Origin of the sequence: Nocardia vinacea (assembly GCF_035920345.1) — a bacterium.
GTDB lineage: Bacteria > Actinomycetota > Actinomycetes > Mycobacteriales > Mycobacteriaceae > Nocardia > Nocardia vinacea_A.
This window is the reverse complement of record NZ_CP109149.1, coordinates 2260814-2279403: the sequence shown is the minus strand read 5'-3', so window position 1 is coordinate 2279403 and position 18590 is coordinate 2260814. Positions and strand designations below refer to the sequence as shown.

Annotated in this window: 21 protein-coding genes and 1 pseudogene; 14 read left to right on the top strand and 8 right to left on the bottom strand. The window is 65.1% G+C overall.

Going from position 1 to position 18590, the window contains the following annotated elements:
• Window positions 1-79: 79 nt before the first annotated feature.
• Complete coding sequence (locus tag OIE68_RS10755; protein ID WP_327099233.1) at window positions 80-1603, bottom strand: FAD-dependent oxidoreductase; 1524 nt, start codon at window positions 1601-1603, stop codon at window positions 80-82.
• 157 nt (window positions 1604-1760) lie between these two features.
• On the opposite strand from OIE68_RS10755, the gene OIE68_RS10750 reads away from it, so the two are divergent.
• Window positions 1761-2006: a CsbD family protein gene (locus OIE68_RS10750; RefSeq protein ID WP_327099232.1), complete on the top strand. Its 246-nt coding sequence runs from the start codon at window positions 1761-1763 to the stop codon at window positions 2004-2006.
• Window positions 2007-2092: 86 nt separating this feature from the next.
• On the opposite strand, the gene OIE68_RS10745 is transcribed toward OIE68_RS10750, so the two are convergent.
• Window positions 2093-2425 carry a hypothetical protein gene (locus tag OIE68_RS10745; protein ID WP_327099231.1) on the bottom strand — a complete coding sequence of 111 codons (333 nt, stop codon included), beginning with the start codon at window positions 2423-2425 and terminating at the stop codon, window positions 2093-2095.
• 167 nt (window positions 2426-2592) lie between these two features.
• Here OIE68_RS10745 and OIE68_RS10740 point away from each other — a divergent pair, with 167 nt between their 5' ends.
• From OIE68_RS10740 to thpD, 11 genes are all read left to right on the top strand, one after another.
• Window positions 2593-3126: a DUF6328 family protein gene (locus tag OIE68_RS10740; protein WP_327099230.1), complete on the top strand. Its 534-nt coding sequence runs from the start codon at window positions 2593-2595 to the stop codon at window positions 3124-3126.
• A 220-nt stretch (window positions 3127-3346) separates the two neighbouring features.
• On the top strand, window positions 3347-3745 hold the full coding sequence (locus OIE68_RS10735) for an STAS domain-containing protein (RefSeq protein WP_327099229.1): 399 nt from the start codon (window positions 3347-3349) through the stop codon (window positions 3743-3745).
• A gap of 72 nt (window positions 3746-3817) precedes the next feature.
• Window positions 3818-4498 (top strand): PAS and ANTAR domain-containing protein, encoded by a 681-nt coding sequence (locus tag OIE68_RS10730; RefSeq protein ID WP_419150762.1) that lies wholly within the window; start codon window positions 3818-3820, stop codon window positions 4496-4498.
• A gap of 115 nt (window positions 4499-4613) precedes the next feature.
• Window positions 4614-5045 (top strand): anti-sigma factor, encoded by a 432-nt coding sequence (locus OIE68_RS10725; RefSeq protein ID WP_327099228.1) that lies wholly within the window; start codon window positions 4614-4616, stop codon window positions 5043-5045.
• A complete protein-coding gene (locus OIE68_RS10720) occupies window positions 5035-5820 on the top strand; it encodes an RNA polymerase sigma factor SigF (protein WP_327099227.1) in 786 nt (261 codons plus the stop codon). The genes OIE68_RS10725 and OIE68_RS10720 overlap by 11 nt, the downstream gene beginning before the upstream one ends.
• Window positions 5821-5946: 126 nt before the next feature.
• Entirely contained in the window at window positions 5947-6345 is a 399-nt protein-coding gene (locus OIE68_RS10715) for a hypothetical protein (RefSeq protein WP_327099226.1), read from the top strand.
• Window positions 6346-6576: 231 nt separating this feature from the next.
• Window positions 6577-7287 (top strand): response regulator transcription factor, encoded by a 711-nt coding sequence (locus tag OIE68_RS10710; RefSeq protein WP_327099225.1) that lies wholly within the window; start codon window positions 6577-6579, stop codon window positions 7285-7287.
• A gap of 149 nt (window positions 7288-7436) precedes the next feature.
• Window positions 7437-8021 carry a diaminobutyrate acetyltransferase gene (gene ectA, locus OIE68_RS10705; RefSeq protein ID WP_327099224.1) on the top strand — a complete coding sequence of 195 codons (585 nt, stop codon included), beginning with the start codon at window positions 7437-7439 and terminating at the stop codon, window positions 8019-8021.
• Window positions 8018-9286, top strand: coding sequence for a diaminobutyrate--2-oxoglutarate transaminase (gene ectB / locus OIE68_RS10700; RefSeq protein WP_327099223.1), 1269 nt, complete (start codon window positions 8018-8020; stop codon window positions 9284-9286). Before ectA ends, ectB begins: the two co-directional genes overlap by 4 nt.
• A gap of 1 nt (window position 9287) precedes the next feature.
• Entirely contained in the window at window positions 9288-9686 is a 399-nt protein-coding gene (locus tag OIE68_RS10695; protein ID WP_327099222.1) for an ectoine synthase, read from the top strand.
• 8 nt (window positions 9687-9694) lie between these two features.
• A complete protein-coding gene (gene thpD, locus OIE68_RS10690; RefSeq protein WP_327099221.1) occupies window positions 9695-10570 on the top strand; it encodes an ectoine hydroxylase in 876 nt (291 codons plus the stop codon).
• A gap of 95 nt (window positions 10571-10665) precedes the next feature.
• On the opposite strand, the gene OIE68_RS10685 is transcribed toward thpD, so the two are convergent.
• Together OIE68_RS10685 and OIE68_RS10680 are read right to left on the bottom strand one after the other, a co-directional pair.
• The gene (locus tag OIE68_RS10685; RefSeq protein ID WP_327099220.1) at window positions 10666-11889 is read right to left on the bottom strand and encodes a hypothetical protein; all 1224 of its coding nucleotides are present in this window, start codon (window positions 11887-11889) and stop codon (window positions 10666-10668) included.
• Complete coding sequence (locus tag OIE68_RS10680) at window positions 11889-12110, bottom strand: hypothetical protein (protein ID WP_327099219.1); 222 nt, start codon at window positions 12108-12110, stop codon at window positions 11889-11891. Before OIE68_RS10680 ends, OIE68_RS10685 begins: the two co-directional genes overlap by 1 nt.
• A 126-nt stretch (window positions 12111-12236) precedes the next feature.
• Here OIE68_RS10680 and OIE68_RS10675 point away from each other — a divergent pair.
• A pseudogene (locus OIE68_RS10675) lies at window positions 12237-12461 on the top strand (acyl-CoA synthetase); the annotation flags it as partial.
• Window positions 12462-12486: 25 nt separating this feature from the next.
• On the opposite strand, the gene OIE68_RS10670 reads toward OIE68_RS10675, so the two are convergent.
• Both OIE68_RS10670 and erm read right to left on the bottom strand, forming a co-directional pair.
• Entirely contained in the window at window positions 12487-14736 is a 2250-nt protein-coding gene (locus OIE68_RS10670) for a serine/threonine-protein kinase (RefSeq protein WP_327099218.1), read from the bottom strand.
• A gap of 57 nt (window positions 14737-14793) precedes the next feature.
• Window positions 14794-15594: a 23S ribosomal RNA methyltransferase Erm gene (gene erm / locus OIE68_RS10665; RefSeq protein ID WP_327099217.1), complete on the bottom strand. Its 801-nt coding sequence runs from the start codon at window positions 15592-15594 to the stop codon at window positions 14794-14796.
• A gap of 319 nt (window positions 15595-15913) precedes the next feature.
• Here erm and OIE68_RS10660 point away from each other — a divergent pair, with 319 nt between their 5' ends.
• The gene (locus OIE68_RS10660; RefSeq protein WP_327099216.1) at window positions 15914-16528 is read left to right on the top strand and encodes an NADAR family protein; all 615 of its coding nucleotides are present in this window, start codon (window positions 15914-15916) and stop codon (window positions 16526-16528) included.
• Here the strand turns inward: OIE68_RS10660 and OIE68_RS10655 are convergent.
• Both OIE68_RS10655 and OIE68_RS10650 read right to left on the bottom strand, forming a co-directional pair.
• Complete coding sequence (locus OIE68_RS10655; protein WP_327099215.1) at window positions 16507-17742, bottom strand: hypothetical protein; 1236 nt, start codon at window positions 17740-17742, stop codon at window positions 16507-16509. The genes OIE68_RS10660 and OIE68_RS10655 overlap by 22 nt on opposite strands.
• A 91-nt stretch (window positions 17743-17833) precedes the next feature.
• Window positions 17834-18355, bottom strand: a complete 522-nt coding sequence (locus OIE68_RS10650) for a hemerythrin domain-containing protein (RefSeq protein ID WP_327099214.1) — start codon at window positions 18353-18355, stop codon at window positions 17834-17836.
• Window positions 18356-18590 lie beyond the last annotated feature (235 nt).

Below are 18590 nucleotides of genomic sequence, written 5' to 3'. Positions count from 1 at the left end.
GCCGACGAAATTCGCGACGCCCGGATGCTCCGGAATCGAGGCGTAGCGGGTCGCGCCGGCCCGAACAACCAGGCCCACCTCACAACTCACGGGATTCGGGTCCGGGGAACGGGCCGGCGATCGGCGTCAGCGAGTCGGTGGCCGGGCCCTCGAGCAGCGTGCCGTCGGCGGCGAACCGGGAGCCGTGCAGCGGGCAATCCCACGATTGCTCGGCATCGTTCCAGCGCACGATGCCGCCCAGATGCGGGCAGACCGCGGATACCTCGGTGGTGGCGCCGTCGACGGTGCATACGGCGGTCGGTCGCAACCCGTGGCGTTCGACGCGGCCGCTGCCTTCGGCAGGCGCTGCACCGAGGCCGGTGCCGATCAGGCGCAGCCAGCCAAAGGAAAGTTGTTGGGCCACAGAGCTATTGGCGAATACGGCGGCGGGTATCGACTTCAGCTCGCTCGGCCGCCAGCTGGCGAAGGTATCGGCCCACTGCGGTGGTTTCCCATTGACCCGGCCGACGAGCGCCAAGGCCGCGGCAATGCCGTTGGTCAAGCCCCATTTGGCGTAGCCGGTGGCCAGCAGGATGTGATTCTGCCCGGGCAGCAGCGGACCGACGTAGGGCAGTTCGTCGACGGGGTGGTAATCCTGCGCGGACCAGCTCTGCAGCGGTTCGGCGGTGGGGAAACACCGCTGTGTCCAAGCGATCAACTCATCGACCCGGCGGCTGGCCGCATTCGTGCGGCCGACCACGTGGCCGTTGCCGCCGACCAGCAGCAGCTCCGCACCATCGGGTCCCGGCGTATACCGCAGCGACCGAGTGGGCTCGCCCGCGCTGATGAACATTCCATGCGGGATCGGCTCGGCTACCCGGAAGGCGCTGAGGTAGGAGCGTTCGGCGGTGAGCCGGGCGAAGAAGCCGCCGCGGTCGAGTATCGGGGTGCCGGTGGCCAGAATGATCGTGCGCGCGACCAGATCGCCGTGCTCGGTTTCGATCACCAACTGGTCGTGCTCGCCGCTGTGCACGCCCTTGGCGCGGGTGGATTCGAAGATCGGCGCGCCGCGCGATTCGATATCGGCGGCCAAACTGGCCAGCAGTGCCATCGGATCGAGTTGAGCCTGGTTATCGAGCCGGACCGCACCGTGCGCCGGGAACGGCATATCCAGCTCCTCGACGAGCGTCGTGGCCAGCCCGGCGGCCCGTGTCGCCTCGTATTCCCTTCGTACAGCGGACATTTCGGCCTTGGACTGAGCGTAGGTGAGTGCCGGGACGCGCTGGACGGGCACCGAATGTTCCGCGCAGTAGCGCAACAGCCACTGCTGTCCCTCGCGATTGGCCTCGACATAGTCGGACACCGCCCGATCGCCGTGGCGACCGCGGATCCGCTGCGCTCGAATCCCCTGCAGCAGACTGACCTTCGCCGTACTGGCACCGGTGGTACCCGCCCCGACTCGCTTACTCTCCAGCACCGCCACGTCGACACCGCTCTCGGCCAGCAGCAGAGCGGTCACCAGGCCGGTGAGCCCGGCGCCGATCACGACGGTGTCGAACCGCAGCCCCGGCGTGAGCCGCAGTCGCGCCGGCACCTCGGCATCGTTCAACCACAGGGACCTCATGCTCCGGCGATAACCGCTGCCGCACCGCCGAAACATCCCGATATGCGGCGAGAATTTGCGGAATCCACGAGGAAAATGCGGAGTTCGGATTCAACGGGCAGATCCGGGGTATGCGGCGAATGTCCACCTGAAAACCGATAATTCGGAGGTAGATATCGTGTCCGAGCACAAGAGTGGTCCCCGCGAAGGTGTCGAAGGCGTTGTCGAAGACGCCAAGGGCAAGATCAAGGAGGCCGCCGGCGCAGTCTTCGGAAACGACGACCTGCGGGGCGAAGGCAAAGCCCAGCAGGATAAGGCGGAATCACAGCGTGAAGCAGCCACCAAGGAAGCGGCCGCCGAGAAGCAGCGTGCCGAAGCCAAGCTCGACGAACAGCGCCAGCGCGCTTACCAACAGGGGCAGTGATTATCGATAATCACTGCACATGACATGTAATGGGTTGCCGGACAATAAGTCCGGCAACCCATTACTTTTTACTTTCGGTACCGGGATTACATCGGCACCAGGATGCCGGTCAAGTCGGCTTTGCGGATAGGTGTGTCCGGATTGGCCTGTGCCCGGCACATCAATTCGATGGCGGCGATCGAGGCGTCGACGGTCTGGTCATTGGTCGCCGGAGCATTGCCGTTACGTTCCTGCTCGAGGAATTTGGTCACCGTGACACGTTGTTTATCTTTGTCCTGCGCGACGAATTCACTACAGGGTGTGTCACCGCCCTTGTTCACCGCCTTCTCGGCCTCCTCGCAGCCGCTGGCCAAGACCGCCAGCGCGGCCGCAGCGACCACCGCGGCGATGCGACCTCGGCCTGTTCCGGTGTTTCTCATGATGGATCGCTCCTCCTCGAAACGATGCCGCCGATCGCGTCGGCGTCATTATCCGCATACCCGCCCGTCGAACACCGAATCAGCGGCGCTCCGAGCAACGATCGCGGGGTGTATGCCGTCCCGGCGCGGGTACGCCGCCAATACGGAGCGCGAACCCAGGAGCAGCCATGGCGACGACATCGAAGGGCGATGACCCAGCCGTGACCATCGATGATCAGGAATGGGATCGCAACGCCAGACATGAGACCGAAACGCAACGACTGGACCGCAATTGGTCCAATCTGGTGCAGGAACTGCGCGTCGTGCAGACCGGTGTGCAGTTCTTGATCAGCGCGCTGCTGATCCTCCCGTTCCAGGCCGGATTCACCACCTTGTCGCAGCTGATGCGCCTGCTGTATCTGGGTACCGTCTCCGCGGCGATGGGTGCGACGGTGTTCCTGGTCGCGCCGGTGTCGTGGCACCGGATCCTGTTCCGGCGACATCGGTTGGGCAATGTCGTGGCGGCGGCGCATCGCTGCGCGATGGCCGGAATCGCGCTGCTGGGACTCGCGCTGACCGGCGCGACGATGTTGGTGATGGACACCGTCGCAGGCACGATCGCCGGTGCGGTGTCGGGAGCGGTGGTCGCCGCGCTTTTCGCGGCGGCGTGGGTGATCGCACCGTTGCGCTGGCGCGATGGCCGCGATGAATCCGGTGGTTGAGACGGATCGGACCGGCGTGCCAGAATGGGAAACGGTTGAGACTACAGCCGACCCTGGGTCCGACGCGGTGACACCAAGCGGGACTCGGCCAGCGGGAGCGCGTAGCGACACCTGCCGCATCGTGGCGACTACCGGTATGTCGTACCGGCCGCCGCCATCGCCACTCTCCCGTGATCCGATCCTGCCGCGCAGGACCGGGATTCCCATTGGGAGGTTTGACATGTCTGCCGCTCTACAGCACCGATCGAATGGTCAGCACCCGGCCGGTGAACGACCACGTAACCGGTTCTGGTCGCAACGCGTCGATCGCCGTAAACACTGTGTGGTGGTGCGTGCCGAAGGGGAACTCGATGCGGCCGCACTCCCGGAGTTCCGCGCCATGCTCGAACAAGCCGTCACGACCCGGTGCCATGCGGTTGTCCTCGATCTGCGCGCCACCAAATTCTTGAGTATCCGGGTCGCGGCCACCATCGGAGCGATCACCCAGCGGGCCGCGCACGACGGTCCCGCTGTGCGGATCGTCGCGGGGCGCCGGGAGATCGAGCGGGTGCTCGCCATTACCGGAGTACGCGCCGTGTGCTGTGATTTCCCGACGATGCGGGCCGCGCTTGACACCTAAATGAGGCCTTAAGTCCCTGGTCGGGTCGATATCCCGGCACCGAGCATGATCACACTCCATACTTGCGCTGTGATGGAGAGTGGATCGGTTTCGCCCGAGCAGGCGAAGGCGTTGGGCCGGGTCATCGGCATGGGGAAGACGCAGAGCGTCGGCACCTTCTACTTCTGGTTTGCCGACGAGCGGTGGGAATGGTCCGACGAGGTGGCGGCATTGCATGGATACGAGCCGGGGACGGTGACACCGACCACTGAACTGCTGCTGTCGCATAAACATCCAGAGGATCGCGCACAGGTCGCTGACACCCTGGCCAACTCCATCGAAAACGCGCAGCCGTTCTCCAGCCGGCACCGGATCATCGATACGAGCGGTCGCGTGCACCACGTGATCGTGGTCGCCGATCAGATGCTCGACGAGGCGGAAACGGTGATCGGGACGTCGGGGTACTACATAGATGTCACCGACGCACTCGAGGAGCGGCAGCAGGAGACTCTCGACGACGCGCTGCCCGAACTGTATGCGTCGCGAGCCGTGATCGAGCAGGCCAAGGGCGCGTTGATGCTGGCCTACGGTATCAACGGCGAACAGGCGTTCCGGGTGCTGAGCTGGCGCTCCCAGGAGACCAACATCAAACTGCGTGCACTGGCCGCCCAGTTGATCGCCGATCTCGGGATGCTGACCGATTCGATGGCCGAACTGCGCACGCGCTTCGACCATCTGCTGTTGACTGCGCATGAACGGATCGAGGCCGACTGAGTCGGATCCACACCGGTTGCGATGTTTCGATGGTGACCGGCCGGGTAAGTCGCGAATGGCCCCCGACTCGAAGGCAAGTTCCGGTCGGCTCGGAGGAAAAGAGGTGGTGATGGGCATGGGGGAGTGGAGTTCCCAGTCCGCGGCGGAGAAGACGACGACGATCGGGGTTCGCATCCCCGCCGAGTTGGAGCAGCTGACCATGCTGCGCGCGCTCGCCGAAACAGTCGCGCTTATCGCGGATTTCGCGATCGATGAAGTGGTCGATATCCGGCTCGCGCTGGACGAGGTGGCCACGTCGTTGATCCTGGAGGCAACTCCGGGCTCGACCCTGGACAGCGATTTCACCTACAACGATCACGAGATGTTCGTGCGCGTGTCCGCGGTCGCGGTGTCGGAGAAGGTGGTCGGTCAGGCCGGATTCGGCTGGCATATCGTCCGCACGCTGACGCAGTCGATCTCGGCGGCGCAGGAGCCGTTCGACAGTGTGATCTCCGGATATCCGACTGTCGTCGACTTCAGCTGGGCGCGGAGTGGTGATGGCGGCTGATTCGAGAGCGCACCGCGACAGTTACGACAATATCGAGCCGCTCTTCGAAAAGATCGCCGCCATCGACCCGGCCGATCACCGTCGAGAACTATTGCGCGAGGAACTGATCGGCCGGTGCCTACCGCTGGCCGAACACATCGCGCGCAAATTCTCCGGGCGCGGCGAGAACTTCGACGATCTGCTGCAGGTGGCCCGGTTGGGTTTGGTGCAGGCCGTCGACCGCTTCGATGTGTCGCGTGGTTCCTCGTTCCTGTCGTTCGCGGTGCCGACGATCATGGGCGAAGTGCGCAGGCATTTCCGGGACAACACCTGGGCGGTGCGGGTGCCCCGGCGCACCAAAGAGATCCAGCTCAGCATCGGTCCGACCATCGAGGCGTTATCGCAGCGGCTGGGCCGGTTGCCGAAGGCGCGCGAGATCGCCGCGGAGCTGGATGTGGATCTGGTCGAGGTCACCCAGGCGCTGATCGCGGGCAATGCCTATCAGTCGAGTTCGATCGACGCGGTGGCCGGCGACGACATCGAGAACGCGCCGCAACCGCTGCTGGACAGTCTCGGTGAAGATGAGCCCAGCTACCAGTATGTGGAGGACTACCTGGCGGTCCGGCCGCTGATCGAGGAGCTGCCCGACCGGGAACGCGAGGTGCTGGTCATGCGCTTTTTCGAGTCCATGACCCAGTCCCAGATAGCCGAACAGCTCGGCGTTTCGCAGATGCATGTCTCCCGCATACTGTCCAGAACGCTCGGCAAGTTGCGCGACGCCGCGCTGCGCGACTGATCGACGAGGGGAATGCATTGTCGCGCAATGTGTTTCGTAGTGATCGGATCCACTGTTTGCCCGGCGTTGCACGCGGGTACGCGAAGAGGAACCGGACTATTGATGCCGACGCGCAAGGAGGTCGTCATGAACGATCAGCGACGACCGGCCACCCGAGATCCGTTCGGCGGACCGGGGGCTTCGAGGTCGCTGAAGAAACCGCCGGAATCAGTCGTTCGCGGCGAGGGCCCACAGCAGCCCGGCCGCTTCCTCGTCACCCGCAATCATGAAGTGATCCGGCGGTGGGCCGAGCAGCGTGGTGCGCGACCGGCCACCATGCCAGGCAGTGAATACGACGGTCGCCTCGGCGTCCTGCGCTTCGATTTCCCCGGGTACGGCGGCGCGGTGCTGCGCGCGGTGGGCTGGGACGAATGGTTCGCCACCTTCGACGCGCGCCGACTGATGTTTCGCTATCAGGAGCGCCGGGCCGACGGCGGGCCGAGCAACTTCAACCGGCTGGAACAGTCCCATCGGGACGAATGGTGACACTGGCCGAAATGTGTCGTATATCACGTGCAATTTGCACAAATCGGGTCTTCATGCGCAGGGTGGAGTAGCCGGACGCTAACCGACTGCCCGTGACCTGCCGTTTACCAATTGGTCGGTCCGGGTATTCAAGCAGTTGGCAAAGGTGCTCGAAGTGCGGACTTCGCGTCGGTTCCGGGTACGCGAGTCTCGGCGTCGCGTCGCGTCCGCGTGGCTGCAAGGGATGAGGGCTTGACCGCAAACCTGATGATCGTTGACGACGACGAAGTGGTACGTGGCGCACTGCGCACGGCCATGGAAGACGAGGGTTACGACGTTGCCGAGGCACATGAGGCCGAGGACGCGCTGACGTATCTGCGCAGCAATGGCGCTCCCGATGTGATGATCGTCGAGCTGATGCTCGGCGATATGGACGGCTTCGATTGCATCAGGGAGATCCGCCGTGAGCACGACGTGCCGATCATCGTGGTCAGCTCGCGTGATGACACCCATGATGTTGTGGCCGCGCTGGAGGCGGGGGCCGACGACTATGTCACCAAGCCGTTCGAGATCAAGGAGATCTCCGCGCGCATGCGGGCGCTGCGCCGTCGCGCGCGCCTGACGATGGAGCGCGAAGCGCCGCGTGAGGCCGTACTCGACGCGCACCCCGGCGGATCGCTGGTGCTGGATCGAGACGGTGGCGCGGTACGCCGCGGCGAAGACGAAATCCGCCTCACCATCACCGAATTCAAATTGCTCTGCGAACTCGCGGAATCGCCAGGACGGGTGCTCAGCCGCACCGTTCTGCTCGAAAGAGTATGGGACGACGGCTTTTTCGGCGATGAGCGCATCGTCGATGTCCATATGCGCCGCCTGCGCACCAAAATCGAGCTCGACGCCTCCGAGCCGCGCATCGTGGTCACCGTGCGCGGTCTCGGCTACCGACTCGATCTGCAGCGCTGAGCCTGTGACCGACGCCGCATTGGTACCGAAGTATGACGCTGCCTGCGGTTGTGATCTTTTCGTAATACAACCGCAAAGAGATCGACAGGTTCACCTCAAAGTTGCTTCGTAAGCCTGGATAAGTACTGCAGACCCGACCAGGGAGACGTATGTCACTGCACACCCTGTCCACCAAGACGATCGAACCGTCGGTCACCGAATACCCTTCGGCCGTACCGATTTCCGGACCGCACACGCAGCCGGTGCTGCGCTCACCGAGAGTCGGTGACGCGGCCGAGATCTGGCGGATCGCCAAGGATTCGCAGGTCCTCGACACCAACTCCAGCTACGCCTACCTGCTGTGGTGTCGTGATTTCGCGAGCACCTCGGTGGTTGCCGAAGTCGGTGGCCGGGTCGTCGGATTCGTGATCGGCTACCTGCGGCCGCAGGCGCCGGAGACGGTGTTCGTGTGGCAGGTCGCGGTCGAGCACGAACAGCGGGGACGCGGCCTCGGCGCGGCGCTGCTGGACACGCTGCTCGACACCGTGGCCGGCGCCGGTGTTTCGGCATTGGAGACCACGATCGCACCGGACAATCCGGCCTCGATCGCGATGTTCGCCTCGGTGGCGCGTCGCCGGTCGGCCGAGCTGACCAAGCACCCCCTATTCGATTCCGAACTCTTCCCGGACAGCCACGCTGCCGAAGACCTCTATTTGATCGCCCCTACCGCCCGAAAGCAGGAGGATCGACGATGATTACCGCCGAGACGACCATTTTCGAGGAACTCGAATCCAATGTCCGTGGCTATTGCCGCGCCTGGCCGACGGTGTTCACCACCGCGTCCGGGAGTTGGTTGCGCGCCGAGGATGGGAAGGAGTACCTCGACTTCTTCGCCGGAGCGGGTGCGTTGAACTACGGCCACAACAATCCGGTGCTCAAGCAGCCGCTACTGGACTACATCGCCGGTGACGGGATCACCCACGGCCTCGACATGTCGACCGTGGCCAAGCGCGGACTGCTGGAAACCTTGCGCGACGTCGTCTTCACGCCGCGCGGCCTGGATTACAAGGTCCAGTTCCCCGGCCCGACCGGTGCGAATGCCGTCGAAGCCGCGCTGAAGCTGGCTCGCAAGGTCACCGGACGCGAGACGATCATCAGCTTCACCAACGCCTTCCACGGCATGTCGCTGGGTGCGCTGTCGGTGACCGGCAATGCCGCCAAGCGGGCCGGCGCCGGTGTGCCGCTGGTGCATGCCGCGCATATGCCCTATGACGGCTACTTCGACAACACCACTGCCGACTTCCAGTGGATGGAGCGGGTGCTCGACGACACCTCGTCCGGTTTCGACCGCCCCGCGGCGGTGATCGTGGAGACGGTGCAGGGTGAGGGGGGCGTGAATATCGCCCGGCCGGAGTGGCTGCGGCATCTGTCCGAATTGTGCACCGCGCGTGGCATCCTGCTCATCGTCGACGATGTGCAGATGGGCTGCGGCCGGACCGGACCGTTCTTCTCCTTCGAGATCGCCGGCATCACCCCGGATATCGTGACGCTGTCAAAGTCCATCGGCGGCTACGGTTTGCCGCTGGCGCTGGTGCTGTTCAAACCGGAACTCGACGTCTGGGCGCCGGGTGAGCACAACGGCACCTTCCGCGGTAACAACCCGGCCTTCATCACCGCACAGGCCGCGCTCGAGCACTTCTGGTCCGACGGCACCCTGCAGGCCTCGACCGAGGCGAAGGGACAGCGGATCGGTGCGGCCCTGACCCAGGCGGCCGAGTACTTCCCGGGCATTTCGACGCGGGGTCGCGGATTGGTGCACGGTGTGGTCTTCGACGATCCCTCCCAGGCCGGCAAGGTCTGCCAGGTCGCCTTCGAGCGTGGGCTGCTGGTGGAGACCTCCGGTTCGCTGGACGAAGTGGTGAAGTTGCTGCCGCCATTGACGGCCACCGACGAGGAGGTCGAGCATGGTCTGCGAGTGCTGACCGGCGCGATCGGCACCGTTTGCGGACAGGAGCGTTGAGATGATCGTGCGCAGCACCGCGGGGATCACCGGCACCGATCGCGATGTCGCGGGGCAGGGCTGGCGCAGTAAGCGCATCGTGCTCGGCGGCGACGGCGTCGGATTCTCCTTCCACGAGACCAGCATCGAAGCCGGGACCGTGCACGAGTTCCACTACCGCTACCACGTGGAAGCGGTGTGGCTCATCGAAGGCGAGGGGACGCTGACGGATCTGGACCACGGCGTCAGCTACGAATTGGCGCCGGGCTCGATGTACCTGCTCGACGGACACGAGCGCCACCGCTTGGAGGTACGTACCGATATGCGGATGATGTGCGTGTTCAACCCGCCGGTCACCGGGCAGGAGGTCCACGACAGCGACGGCGTCTACCCGCTCGTCGCGGCCCAGGTAAGCGGATAGGAGGCGCAATGACGTTGGTGCAGACCGACGATCGCTACCCGACTCGGCTCGTCACGGTCGGCGAGCACCGGGACCGGACCGATCCCACGGTGTGGGGCGCGGTCGATTCCGAGGAGCTGGCCTCCTTCGATGCCAATGGTTTCGGGATCGTCGAAGAGCTGTTGACACCCGCCGAGGTCACGGAGTTCAGTGCCGAAATCGACCGTCTCGCCGGTGATCCGGCGCTGCAGGGCGACGACCGGGTGATCGTGGAGAAGTCCTCGAACCGGGTGCGTTCGGTCTTCGAGGTGCACCGGCTCAGCGGCGCGATCGCCGATCTGGTGCGCGAATCCCGGGTGGCCGGATTGGCCAGGCAGGTGCTCGGCTCGGACGTCTACATCCATCAGAGCCGAGTGAACTACATGCCCGGCTTCCGCGGCACCGGCTTCTACTGGCATTCGGATTTCGAGACCTGGCATGCCGAGGACGGCATGCCCGCACCGCGTGCGGTCAGCCTGTCCATCGCATTGACCAACAACTATCCGATCAACGGCAGCCTGATGGTGATGCCCGGCTCGCACCGCACCTTCGTTCCGTGCACCGGCAGCACTCCGGCCGAGCATTATCGGGAGTCGTTGCAGGAGCAGGAGATCGGCGTACCGACGCACGCGGATATCAATGCGCTGGCGAACCAGTACGGCATCACCCAGTTCACTGGAAGCGCCGGATCGGCCCTGCTGTTCGATTCGAATATCATGCACGGTTCGTCGAACAACATCACGCCGTTCCCGCGGTCGAACATCTTCCTGGTGTTCAACAGCGTGGAGAACACACTGGTGGAGCCGTTCGCCGCCCCGGCCCCGCGACCGACGTATATCGCGAGCCGGGACTTCACGCCGGTGTAATCCGCCTGCGACGCAGCTGGTCTCGGGTCGCCTCACCCGAGACCAGCTGCGCGCGTATACATTCGGTTGCACAGGGTGCGAATATGCACCGGGTGTCAGCCGTAGATGTCCAGCGTGACGGTGAGTGTCGCCAGGCGCGTAGCGAGCCCGAGATCGCGGGCGCGCCCCTGGATGTTCGTGCGGTCGTCGGCGGGCAGCTTGGCCCAGAGCTCGCCGAGACGGACCTGGGTGTCGGTATCGGCCACGGCGAGGACTCGCAGCAGTGTCGACCACAACCGGCCCTTGGTCGCGATGCCGGGTATCGCGGTCACGGTTGCTTCGGGCAATTCGAGTAGTTGGGTACCGATTCGGCGTTGGATCTCTGCATCGGTGCGCTCGACCAGGTCGAGCAGGCCGCGCCACAGTATCGGATCGCTCTGCCCCGCGAGCGCGGCGACCAGCGCCGCCATCGCAGCTGGATCCGCGGTGATCGGGTTGGCCGCCAAGGTGTCCAGCGCCGATGGGCTCAGGTATGCGGCGAAGCGGAGCATGTCGTTGATCGCGCCGTGTTCGATGAAGGTGGCGGCGAGTTCGGTAATGGCTTCGGGCGGGCCTATATCGAGCAGGATGTCGCCGAGCGCTTCGATCACGTCCTCGTCGCAGCGGGCGAAGACCGATACCGCCGCCAGGCGTAGCTCGGTGGAACCGGCGAGGACGGTGTCGAGGATATGCGGTATCCGATTCAGCGGCCCGGATAGCAGTTGGCGCACGATCGCGCTGATATTCGGGCCGGAGTAGGCGTAGGCGGCCGAGAGGATCAGGCCCTCGTCGTCAGACACGCCCGCCTCGATGGCACGGACTAGTTGCGTGGTCGCGAAGCCTAGGAACGGGCCGGCGGTGACATAGTCCTTGCGGCGCATCAGCTCGTTGGCCACCCGCACGACCGGTTCCGGCGGCGCGACCGCAGCGAGTCGGCCGACGGTACGCGGGTCGATATACGGCGCGCAATCGGCGGCATATTTCGGATCCAGCATCCCGAGGGCTTCCGCGGCCTTCTTGGGATGTTCGATGCCGACCGCACCCGCGGCGCGTCCGCCCATCATCGGCGGCACGACTCGCTGCACCAGCGGTATCGAAATGCTCAGCGGAATTATCGGCACCAGCTTGCTGAGCCGTCCGAAGGTCGCGGAGTGGTCGTCGAAAAGGGCGCGCGCCATGCGTTGTTGCAGTTCGTGCAGTTGCTCGGCGCCGAGTTTCTCCAAGTGAGCCAAGCGTTCGGCGGGGACATGCAGTGTGCGGGCCAGCAGAACCAGCTGCGCCCTGGTCACCCAATCCGTCATCAGCCGAGCCGATTCCCGAACATGACCTTCTTCGCCGCGGTGCTCAGCGGCCAGGGCAGTGCACCGACCAGTCCGTCGACGGCCTCGGTGAGTCCGGCCGTCTCGGCCCTGCGCGCGTCGCGCAACAGCGTCAGCAATTCGGCGGATTCCGCCTCGGAGAGTTGATCGAGGGCCGCTACAGGGCCGCCCAGTTCCTGTTCGAGATCTGCTCTGGCGGTCATATTCGCTCCCGGTTCCCCAGTCCTCGCGCAATGACAGTGCACGAAGCACCTCTAGATCACATTGTGCAGTGCCACCTGGCCTGCGAGGCCTGGTTCGCTGGTAACGCGCCGTTGGGCGGGCATGCTACCGGCGATCTCGGCGATCTCGATGTCGCGGGGCGGCTGTTCGTCGCGGGCCGCGATGACGAGATGATGATCTTCAGTGGCGAGAATGTGCTCCCGCAGCCGGTGGAGGAGGCGCTGTCGTATCTGCCGCAGGTCAGCGAGGTCGCGGTGGTCGGCGTGTCGGTGCCGGGTGATGTCACCTTCCTGGACGCGCTACCGCGCAATGCGACCAGCGAGATCCTCTAGCGCATGCTCCATCCAGCCGGGCTGATCACCGGGCGACAAGGCGTTCCAGAGCGGCGAGGTCTTGTTCGAGCATCCGGAACAACCAGTAGATGGCAATGAAGGCCAGCGCGCTGCCCACACACAGCACACGCAGCGGCACGATGACCGCCGGAATATCCTCGGCGGGAATGAACGTCGCGCCCGCGACGCCGAGCAGCGGTACGGCGGCGGCGATGGCGAGGAAGTAGGTGCTGCTGCGGTCGAGCCGGCGCAGTTGGACACCGTCGGCGGCGCCGAGTCCGCCGTGCGGCAGGAACATCGGGTAGATGCTGCGCACCGCATAAAAACTGACCAGAAAATACGGGTAGGCCATGGCGATCGCGCCGCAAACGATCTGGGTGATGAAGAAGTGCACATAGGCCTCGGCGGTGAGGTGATTGCCCGAGACCTGCACCGAGACCGGGACGACAACTCCGGCCAATACCCATAATGCGAAGCAGGTCAACACATTTCGGCGACCGAGTTGCAGGGCCTCGCTGCGGGCGCGCGCCAGGGTCGGCGCGTCGTAGGACTTGCCCTTGCGTAGCCCGCGCGAAATGGACCACAGATCGACCAGCAGCACATTGGTGACGATGATCCCGATCAGGAAGCAGATGCCGTAGGTGGCGACGGCGATCTGGTCGAAGCGGAGCTGCGCCTGCTCGTCCAATTTGGCGATGATGAGTGTGCGATTGTGGTTGTAGCTGTACAGGATTGCCAGCGCGTTCGGACCGCCGATGGCCAGCGCCATGATGGGGTGCATGAGCACCCGTGCGCGCAACCGCCAGCTGTGCGGCGGCGGGTCGACCAGGTCGCGGGCGCGCGCGTCCAGGCAGACATCGAATTGCTGGGCCATATCCGCGCCGCGCGCCCACCGCTTATCCGGATCCGGGTCGAGGGCGCGGACCAGTGCGCGACGCAGCGCCACTGGGCAATCGGCCGGAAGATCCTGATATGGCAGCGATTGCGGACTGCGCGAGCGGCGATCCAACATGCCATCGAGTGCGGTGCGATCGCCGCCGGTCACCTTATCGTCATCGAAAGGCTTACGGCCGGTGAGCAATTCCCAGAGCATGACGGCCAGCGCGTAAAGGTCGCTGCGGGTATCGAGGTCGGCGGCTGTCGTCGGTTTGTCCGGGTGCACGGCGGCCAGCTGCTCCGGTGACATATAGGCCAGCGAGCCGCCGAAGTAGGCGACCGGGCTGTCACCGGAGACATTGCCGCTGAAGCTGATATTGAAATCGGCGAGTTTCGGTATGCCCTCGGCGGTCAGCAGCACATTGGCCGGTTTGATATCGCGGTGCAGCACTCCGCAGCGTCCGGCGTAGTCGAGTGCCTGGGCCAGTCTGCGCCCGAGCCAGGCGATGGTCTCCGGCCAGGACAGTTCGGCCAGTTCGGCGCGCACGGGGGATTCGCTGGGCCGGATCTCGCCCTTGTCGGCGAGTACCGAGTCGATGACATCGACCAGCAGTGCGCCCGAGCGTTCGGCCGCCGGTGTGTTGCGCACCCGCTCGAGCACAGTGAACAGTGTCCCGCCCGGCACGTACTGCATGTACAGCAGGCGCAGGCGGCGACTCTCCAGGACCCGTTGGTCGAAGACCCGCACGATGTAGTCGTGGTCGAGCTGGGCCAGGGTCTGTGGTTCGGCGGTCTTGTCCTGGGAGATCTTCACCGCGACGAGCCGCTGCATGGAGCGCTGTCTGGCCAGGAACACTCGCGCGAACGCGCCCCGACCCAGCCCGGTCATCAGGTCGAAGTCGTCGATCTTCTGGCCGACATCGATCTCGTCGAGGTTCACCGGATCGGCATAGACGGCCAGCAGAGTGCTGCGGTAATCGTCGGTGGCCAGCATCTCCGAGAGTTGCTCGGCCTGTTCGGGATAGGCCGCGGTGTATTCCTCGACATTCACCGAACTGCCCGCGCGCCTGCGGACGTGGAACTCTTCGTAGATGAGATCGGGCGGCAGCGGCCAGGTGCGCAATTCCGGCAGGTCCTCGACGTATTCGGCGAGACGCTTCGGCTCCGTGCCACGCATCCACCGGTTCGCCAGATCGACCTTGATCAGCTCGATCAGCGACACCCGGCGGATGGCTGGGGAATCCGGTAGGTAGGCGGGCAGATCCGGGGGCGCATCGGCTGCCCGCCAGGCTTCCGCGAATCGCTCGACGACCTCGGCGACCCCGGTGCCGCGCGGACCGCCCGGCGAGCGGTCCGGACCGACCGTCGCCCCCGGAACCGGCGGAGCGGGGTGCGCCATCTGCGCATCGTAGCTCCGCCGATACCCCGATGGCGGCCGAGTTGGGCAACTGATTTGCTAGCTCAATGCCTGGTAGAGGGTGAGCCAGCGGTCCGGGGAGACGAGGCCTACGGGTTCGTCGAGGGCGATTCCGGCAACAATGCAGGCCGCTCGGACCTTGTGTGGCGGATGGACCCGGCGCAGTGTGGCCGCGAGGGAACCACCTAGGCCGGAGAAGCCGAATTCCACGAGTTGGTGGTAGCCACGGAGTTCCTTTCGTGCGAGCAGTGGTTGTTCGCGTCTGCGCAGCCGCAGGACGGCGGCATCGACCTGTGGTATCGGACGGAAGTGGTGGCGTTCGACTCTGGTGCCCAATTCCATTGTCACGGTTGGCCATTGGGTGATGGTGAGTTTGGTCCAGCGGCCGTAGTCCCCGGCGTATTTGCGGGCGAACTCGCGTTGGGCCAGTAATGTCGCCGAGCTGAGCCGCGGTGCGCCAAGACACCAGCGGACGATGTCGGTGCTCGCGGCGAACGGTATATTGGCGACGACCGTGAATGGTTCGCGGGGTGGAGTGATATCGCGAATATCCGCGTGGTGCACGCGAATTCGACGATTATTCGCATAGCGTGCGCGCAGTCTCTCGGCGTAATGGCGGTCCTTTTCGTAGGCCAGGATGTGGCCCGCGGTGCTCAGGAGATGCCTGGTGAGCATGCCGTCGCCGGGTCCGATCTCCACGACCAGGTCATCGGCGCCGATACCGGCGGCGCGTACCAGCCTCCCCGCGACACCGGCATCGGTGAGGAAGTTCTGTGACAGCTGCTTGCGGGTACTGCCGGAGCGGATCCGGGCATGCGGCAGCGAACGATTGCGGGACATGGGTGTCCTCCGAACGGAGTGGTCGAATCAGGAATGTGTGATTCGCCCGGACCGTGCCGGAACACTATGGGGCGCAGCCCATCTCAGTTCGGTCAGAACTGAAGGAATCGATCAGATCGATCGAGGAACGGGAGCAGCGCAGTGCGCGGGCAGAGGCCGGGCTGCCGTGCGGGGCCGCACGTAGTACGCGGGGGCCACGCACGCTCCGTTCAAGCCAGGACTGCCTGCCATACGGACAAACCTAGAGCACGCAGGAGTTGTCCGCGACTGTTTTATTGCGCCCGTCGCCAGGGGCGGGTGCGCCGAAATCGAGGCGAACATGTCGGTGCTATCCGGCACACTGTTGCTCATGCTGGTGCGCTCGGTTCCCGATCTGATCGCCCTCGCCGAAAGCGGCGATCGGGTGAAATATCTGCGATTCTGGGGACATCAGCCGCAGCGCGACGGCAGTATCGGCCCTGGATGCCTGAGCCAATGGTGGCCCGCGTCGTTCGTTGTCGGCGGTCTGACCTATGCCACAGCCGAGCACTACATGATGTGGGGCAAGGCGATGGCGTTCGGTGATACCGAGGTGGCCGAGCAGGTTCTGGCAGCCGGGCATCCCAAGCAGGCGAAGGATCTCGGCCGCAGGGTGCGCGGGTTCAACGAGATCATCTGGGACGCACGTCGTTTCGACATCGTGGTGGCCGGAAATGTGGCGAAATTCGGTCAGCACGAAGAGCTGAGGCAGTACCTACTCGGCACCGGAAGCCGAGTGCTCGTCGAGGCCAGTCCGATCGACCGGGTATGGGGGATCGGACTGGCCGCCGACGATCCGCGTGCCGAGAATCCCGCCGCCTGGCGTGGACTCAACCTGCTCGGCTTCGCGCTGATGGCCGCCAGGGCCCAACTGGCGGCGAATCCTGCTGCGACTCAGCCAGAATTCACCGATTGATCGTGTTCGTCGGTCTGCTCCTCAGCGACACAGGCGCGCCAGATCTCGGCTTCGGCGTGATTGCCCTGACGTTCGAGGAGCTCGGCGAGTCCGGTCATGGCGCGTGATTCGCGGCGGTCGGCCGCGGTGCGCCACCAGCGCTCGGCATCGCCGAGTTCACCACGATTGAACAGAACGACGCCGAGGTCATAGGCCGCGCCGGCGTGCCCGGCCTCGGCGGCCTGTGCCCACAGACCGCAGGCTTGTTCTTCCTCGCCGCGGCCGAACATGGCGACGCCGAGATCGTAGAGGGCGGCGCGATAGCCGCGGTCGCCATCCTTGGTGCGCCCCTGCGATTTGGATTGCCCAGGCTTCGGTGGTTCCGGGAGCGGGGTGTGGTCGGTATCCGCTGCCCGTTCCTGCATCACCGGAACCTGCTCGGCTACTGACGGTTCCGCCAACCGGGTGCGCGCGGGCTGCAACGGTGTGGTCTGCTCGGCCGCCGGGAGTTCGGGGCGGGCGAATGTCGTTTGCGGCGGTTCCGGGAACCGCACCAATTCGAGATCGCGGGGCGTCGGCTGCGGCTCAGGGAGTCGAGGCTGCTCGGGGGCAACGGATACGGCGCGGTGTGGCTGAGTCGGTGGCGTCGGCTGCGCGGATGTGTCAGGTCGCGGTTCCGCGGGTTGTGGCGCTTGTGGCGCGGCAGACGTCCGGACGGAGCCGGCGGGCAGACTCGCGGTTTCCACCTCGACCACCAAGTTGGCGAAATTCGGTGGGCCCTCGCCGACGCTGCACCAGAGGATGATTCGGCCGGTCGGTGGTTGTTCGATGAGGATGCCGTAGTTCCCCGACCAGGATTTCTGTGCGCCGAATCCGTCGACCCAGACCGGGGTCAGCGAGAACAGTGCGCCCGAATCGGTCGGGACTACCTCGAAGGTGACGCCGGCGGCGAGGGCATCGCTCCATACGTCGACCCCGGCCAGGCGTCTGCCATCGATGCCGATGTGCCCGTCGACCACCGACAGCCCGATTCCGTGTCCGCGCAGACCCGCGGGCGGGGCCGCGGACAGCAGCTTCATGGTGAGCAGGATCGGCGCGGATCCGACCTGTTCGGTGTACATCGGGTAGATCAGGCTGCCGTTCCAGGTGATCGGGTCGGCGGATTGGTAGCGGGCGGCCAGCGGTAGGTTCTCCGGCGAATTCTGGGCATACCAGTGCGAATACGGTTGATTCATATCGCGCCCCGACCTTTCACCGATGCTTCCTCGCCCCTGTCTACGCGGTCCGGCCGGTAATACCGTACCTGCCTCTGATGTAGTGGCTGCTTCAGTCCCGAGCGGACCGCATGCGATCCACCGCGACCGTGACGCCGAGAAGTTCCTCGCCCGTCCTGGTACCCATTTCGAGTTCGTCGAAAGCCTGCACGAGCCTGCGTTCCTCCCAGTGGAAGTGCGATTCCAGGATGGCAGCCAATCCATCGAGTTCGCGCCGTACGGTATCGGCATTGTCCGGCCCGATCGAGTCGAGCAGTTCGGTCAGTCTGCGCAGGAAATCGGCGACCAGTCGGTGATCGGTGCGCAGTTCGGCCAATACCGGGGCCAGTTCGGGGAACTGGTCGGCAAGTGCCGGGAACCCTGCGGTGTCCTCGCCGGTGTGGTGTCGGGTCAGCGCGGCGCAGAATGCGGTGCAGTGCACGCGAAGTTGCGTCGGCCGCAGCTCTGAACCCGCCGCATAGTCGGTGACATCCGCGCGTATTCGCGTGAGTTCGGTTCGCAGCCAGTCGTGTATCGCCACCAGTTCCTGTCCGAGGGCGCGCGCCCGGTTTGCGTCGAGGTCGGTTGATGCCATGGATCGTCTCTCGTTCGAGGAAGACGCACGGGCCGTGCGGCTCCGCGAAGGGTGCTGGAATGCGGTGGGGCCTCGATGCCCCGCTCGACCTCAGCGCGAGCGCGAATGTGGACGCACGGCGGACTCCTCGATCACGGTGCCTCCATGCCGATCGCCGTCCACCCGGCGCCGCCACGCGACACATCCACGATCTTGCACCTGACAGGGGCCGCCGATCAACTCGGCGTGTTCGAAG

Excerpts from the sequence above, each read along its gene's own strand:
- OIE68_RS10670 (WP_327099218.1), bottom strand. The coding sequence starts at position 14,736 with ATGGCGCACCCCGCTCCGCCGGTTCCGGGGGCGACGGTCGGTCCGGAC.
- OIE68_RS10740 (WP_327099230.1), top strand. The coding sequence starts at position 2,593 with ATGGCGACGACATCGAAGGGCGATGACCCAGCCGTGACCATCGATGAT.
- thpD (WP_327099221.1), top strand. The coding sequence starts at position 9,695 with ATGACGTTGGTGCAGACCGACGATCGCTACCCGACTCGGCTCGTCACG.
- OIE68_RS10755 (WP_327099233.1), bottom strand. The coding sequence starts at position 1,603 with ATGAGGTCCCTGTGGTTGAACGATGCCGAGGTGCCGGCGCGACTGCGG.
- OIE68_RS10655 (WP_327099215.1), bottom strand. The coding sequence starts at position 17,742 with ATGAATCAACCGTATTCGCACTGGTATGCCCAGAATTCGCCGGAGAAC.
- OIE68_RS10735 (WP_327099229.1), top strand. The coding sequence starts at position 3,347 with ATGTCTGCCGCTCTACAGCACCGATCGAATGGTCAGCACCCGGCCGGT.
- OIE68_RS10715 (WP_327099226.1), top strand. The coding sequence starts at position 5,947 with ATGAACGATCAGCGACGACCGGCCACCCGAGATCCGTTCGGCGGACCG.
- ectB (WP_327099223.1), top strand. The coding sequence starts at position 8,018 with ATGATTACCGCCGAGACGACCATTTTCGAGGAACTCGAATCCAATGTC.
- OIE68_RS10720 (WP_327099227.1), top strand. The coding sequence starts at position 5,035 with ATGGCGGCTGATTCGAGAGCGCACCGCGACAGTTACGACAATATCGAG.
- OIE68_RS10660 (WP_327099216.1), top strand. The coding sequence starts at position 15,914 with ATGTCGGTGCTATCCGGCACACTGTTGCTCATGCTGGTGCGCTCGGTT.
- OIE68_RS10730 (WP_419150762.1), top strand. The coding sequence starts at position 3,818 with ATGGAGAGTGGATCGGTTTCGCCCGAGCAGGCGAAGGCGTTGGGCCGG.
- OIE68_RS10695 (WP_327099222.1), top strand. The coding sequence starts at position 9,288 with ATGATCGTGCGCAGCACCGCGGGGATCACCGGCACCGATCGCGATGTC.
- OIE68_RS10725 (WP_327099228.1), top strand. The coding sequence starts at position 4,614 with ATGGGGGAGTGGAGTTCCCAGTCCGCGGCGGAGAAGACGACGACGATC.
- erm (WP_327099217.1), bottom strand. The coding sequence starts at position 15,594 with ATGTCCCGCAATCGTTCGCTGCCGCATGCCCGGATCCGCTCCGGCAGT.
- OIE68_RS10650 (WP_327099214.1), bottom strand. The coding sequence starts at position 18,355 with ATGGCATCAACCGACCTCGACGCAAACCGGGCGCGCGCCCTCGGACAG.
- OIE68_RS10685 (WP_327099220.1), bottom strand. The coding sequence starts at position 11,889 with ATGACGGATTGGGTGACCAGGGCGCAGCTGGTTCTGCTGGCCCGCACA.
- OIE68_RS10680 (WP_327099219.1), bottom strand. The coding sequence starts at position 12,110 with ATGACCGCCAGAGCAGATCTCGAACAGGAACTGGGCGGCCCTGTAGCG.
- ectA (WP_327099224.1), top strand. The coding sequence starts at position 7,437 with ATGTCACTGCACACCCTGTCCACCAAGACGATCGAACCGTCGGTCACC.
- OIE68_RS10745 (WP_327099231.1), bottom strand. The coding sequence starts at position 2,425 with ATGAGAAACACCGGAACAGGCCGAGGTCGCATCGCCGCGGTGGTCGCT.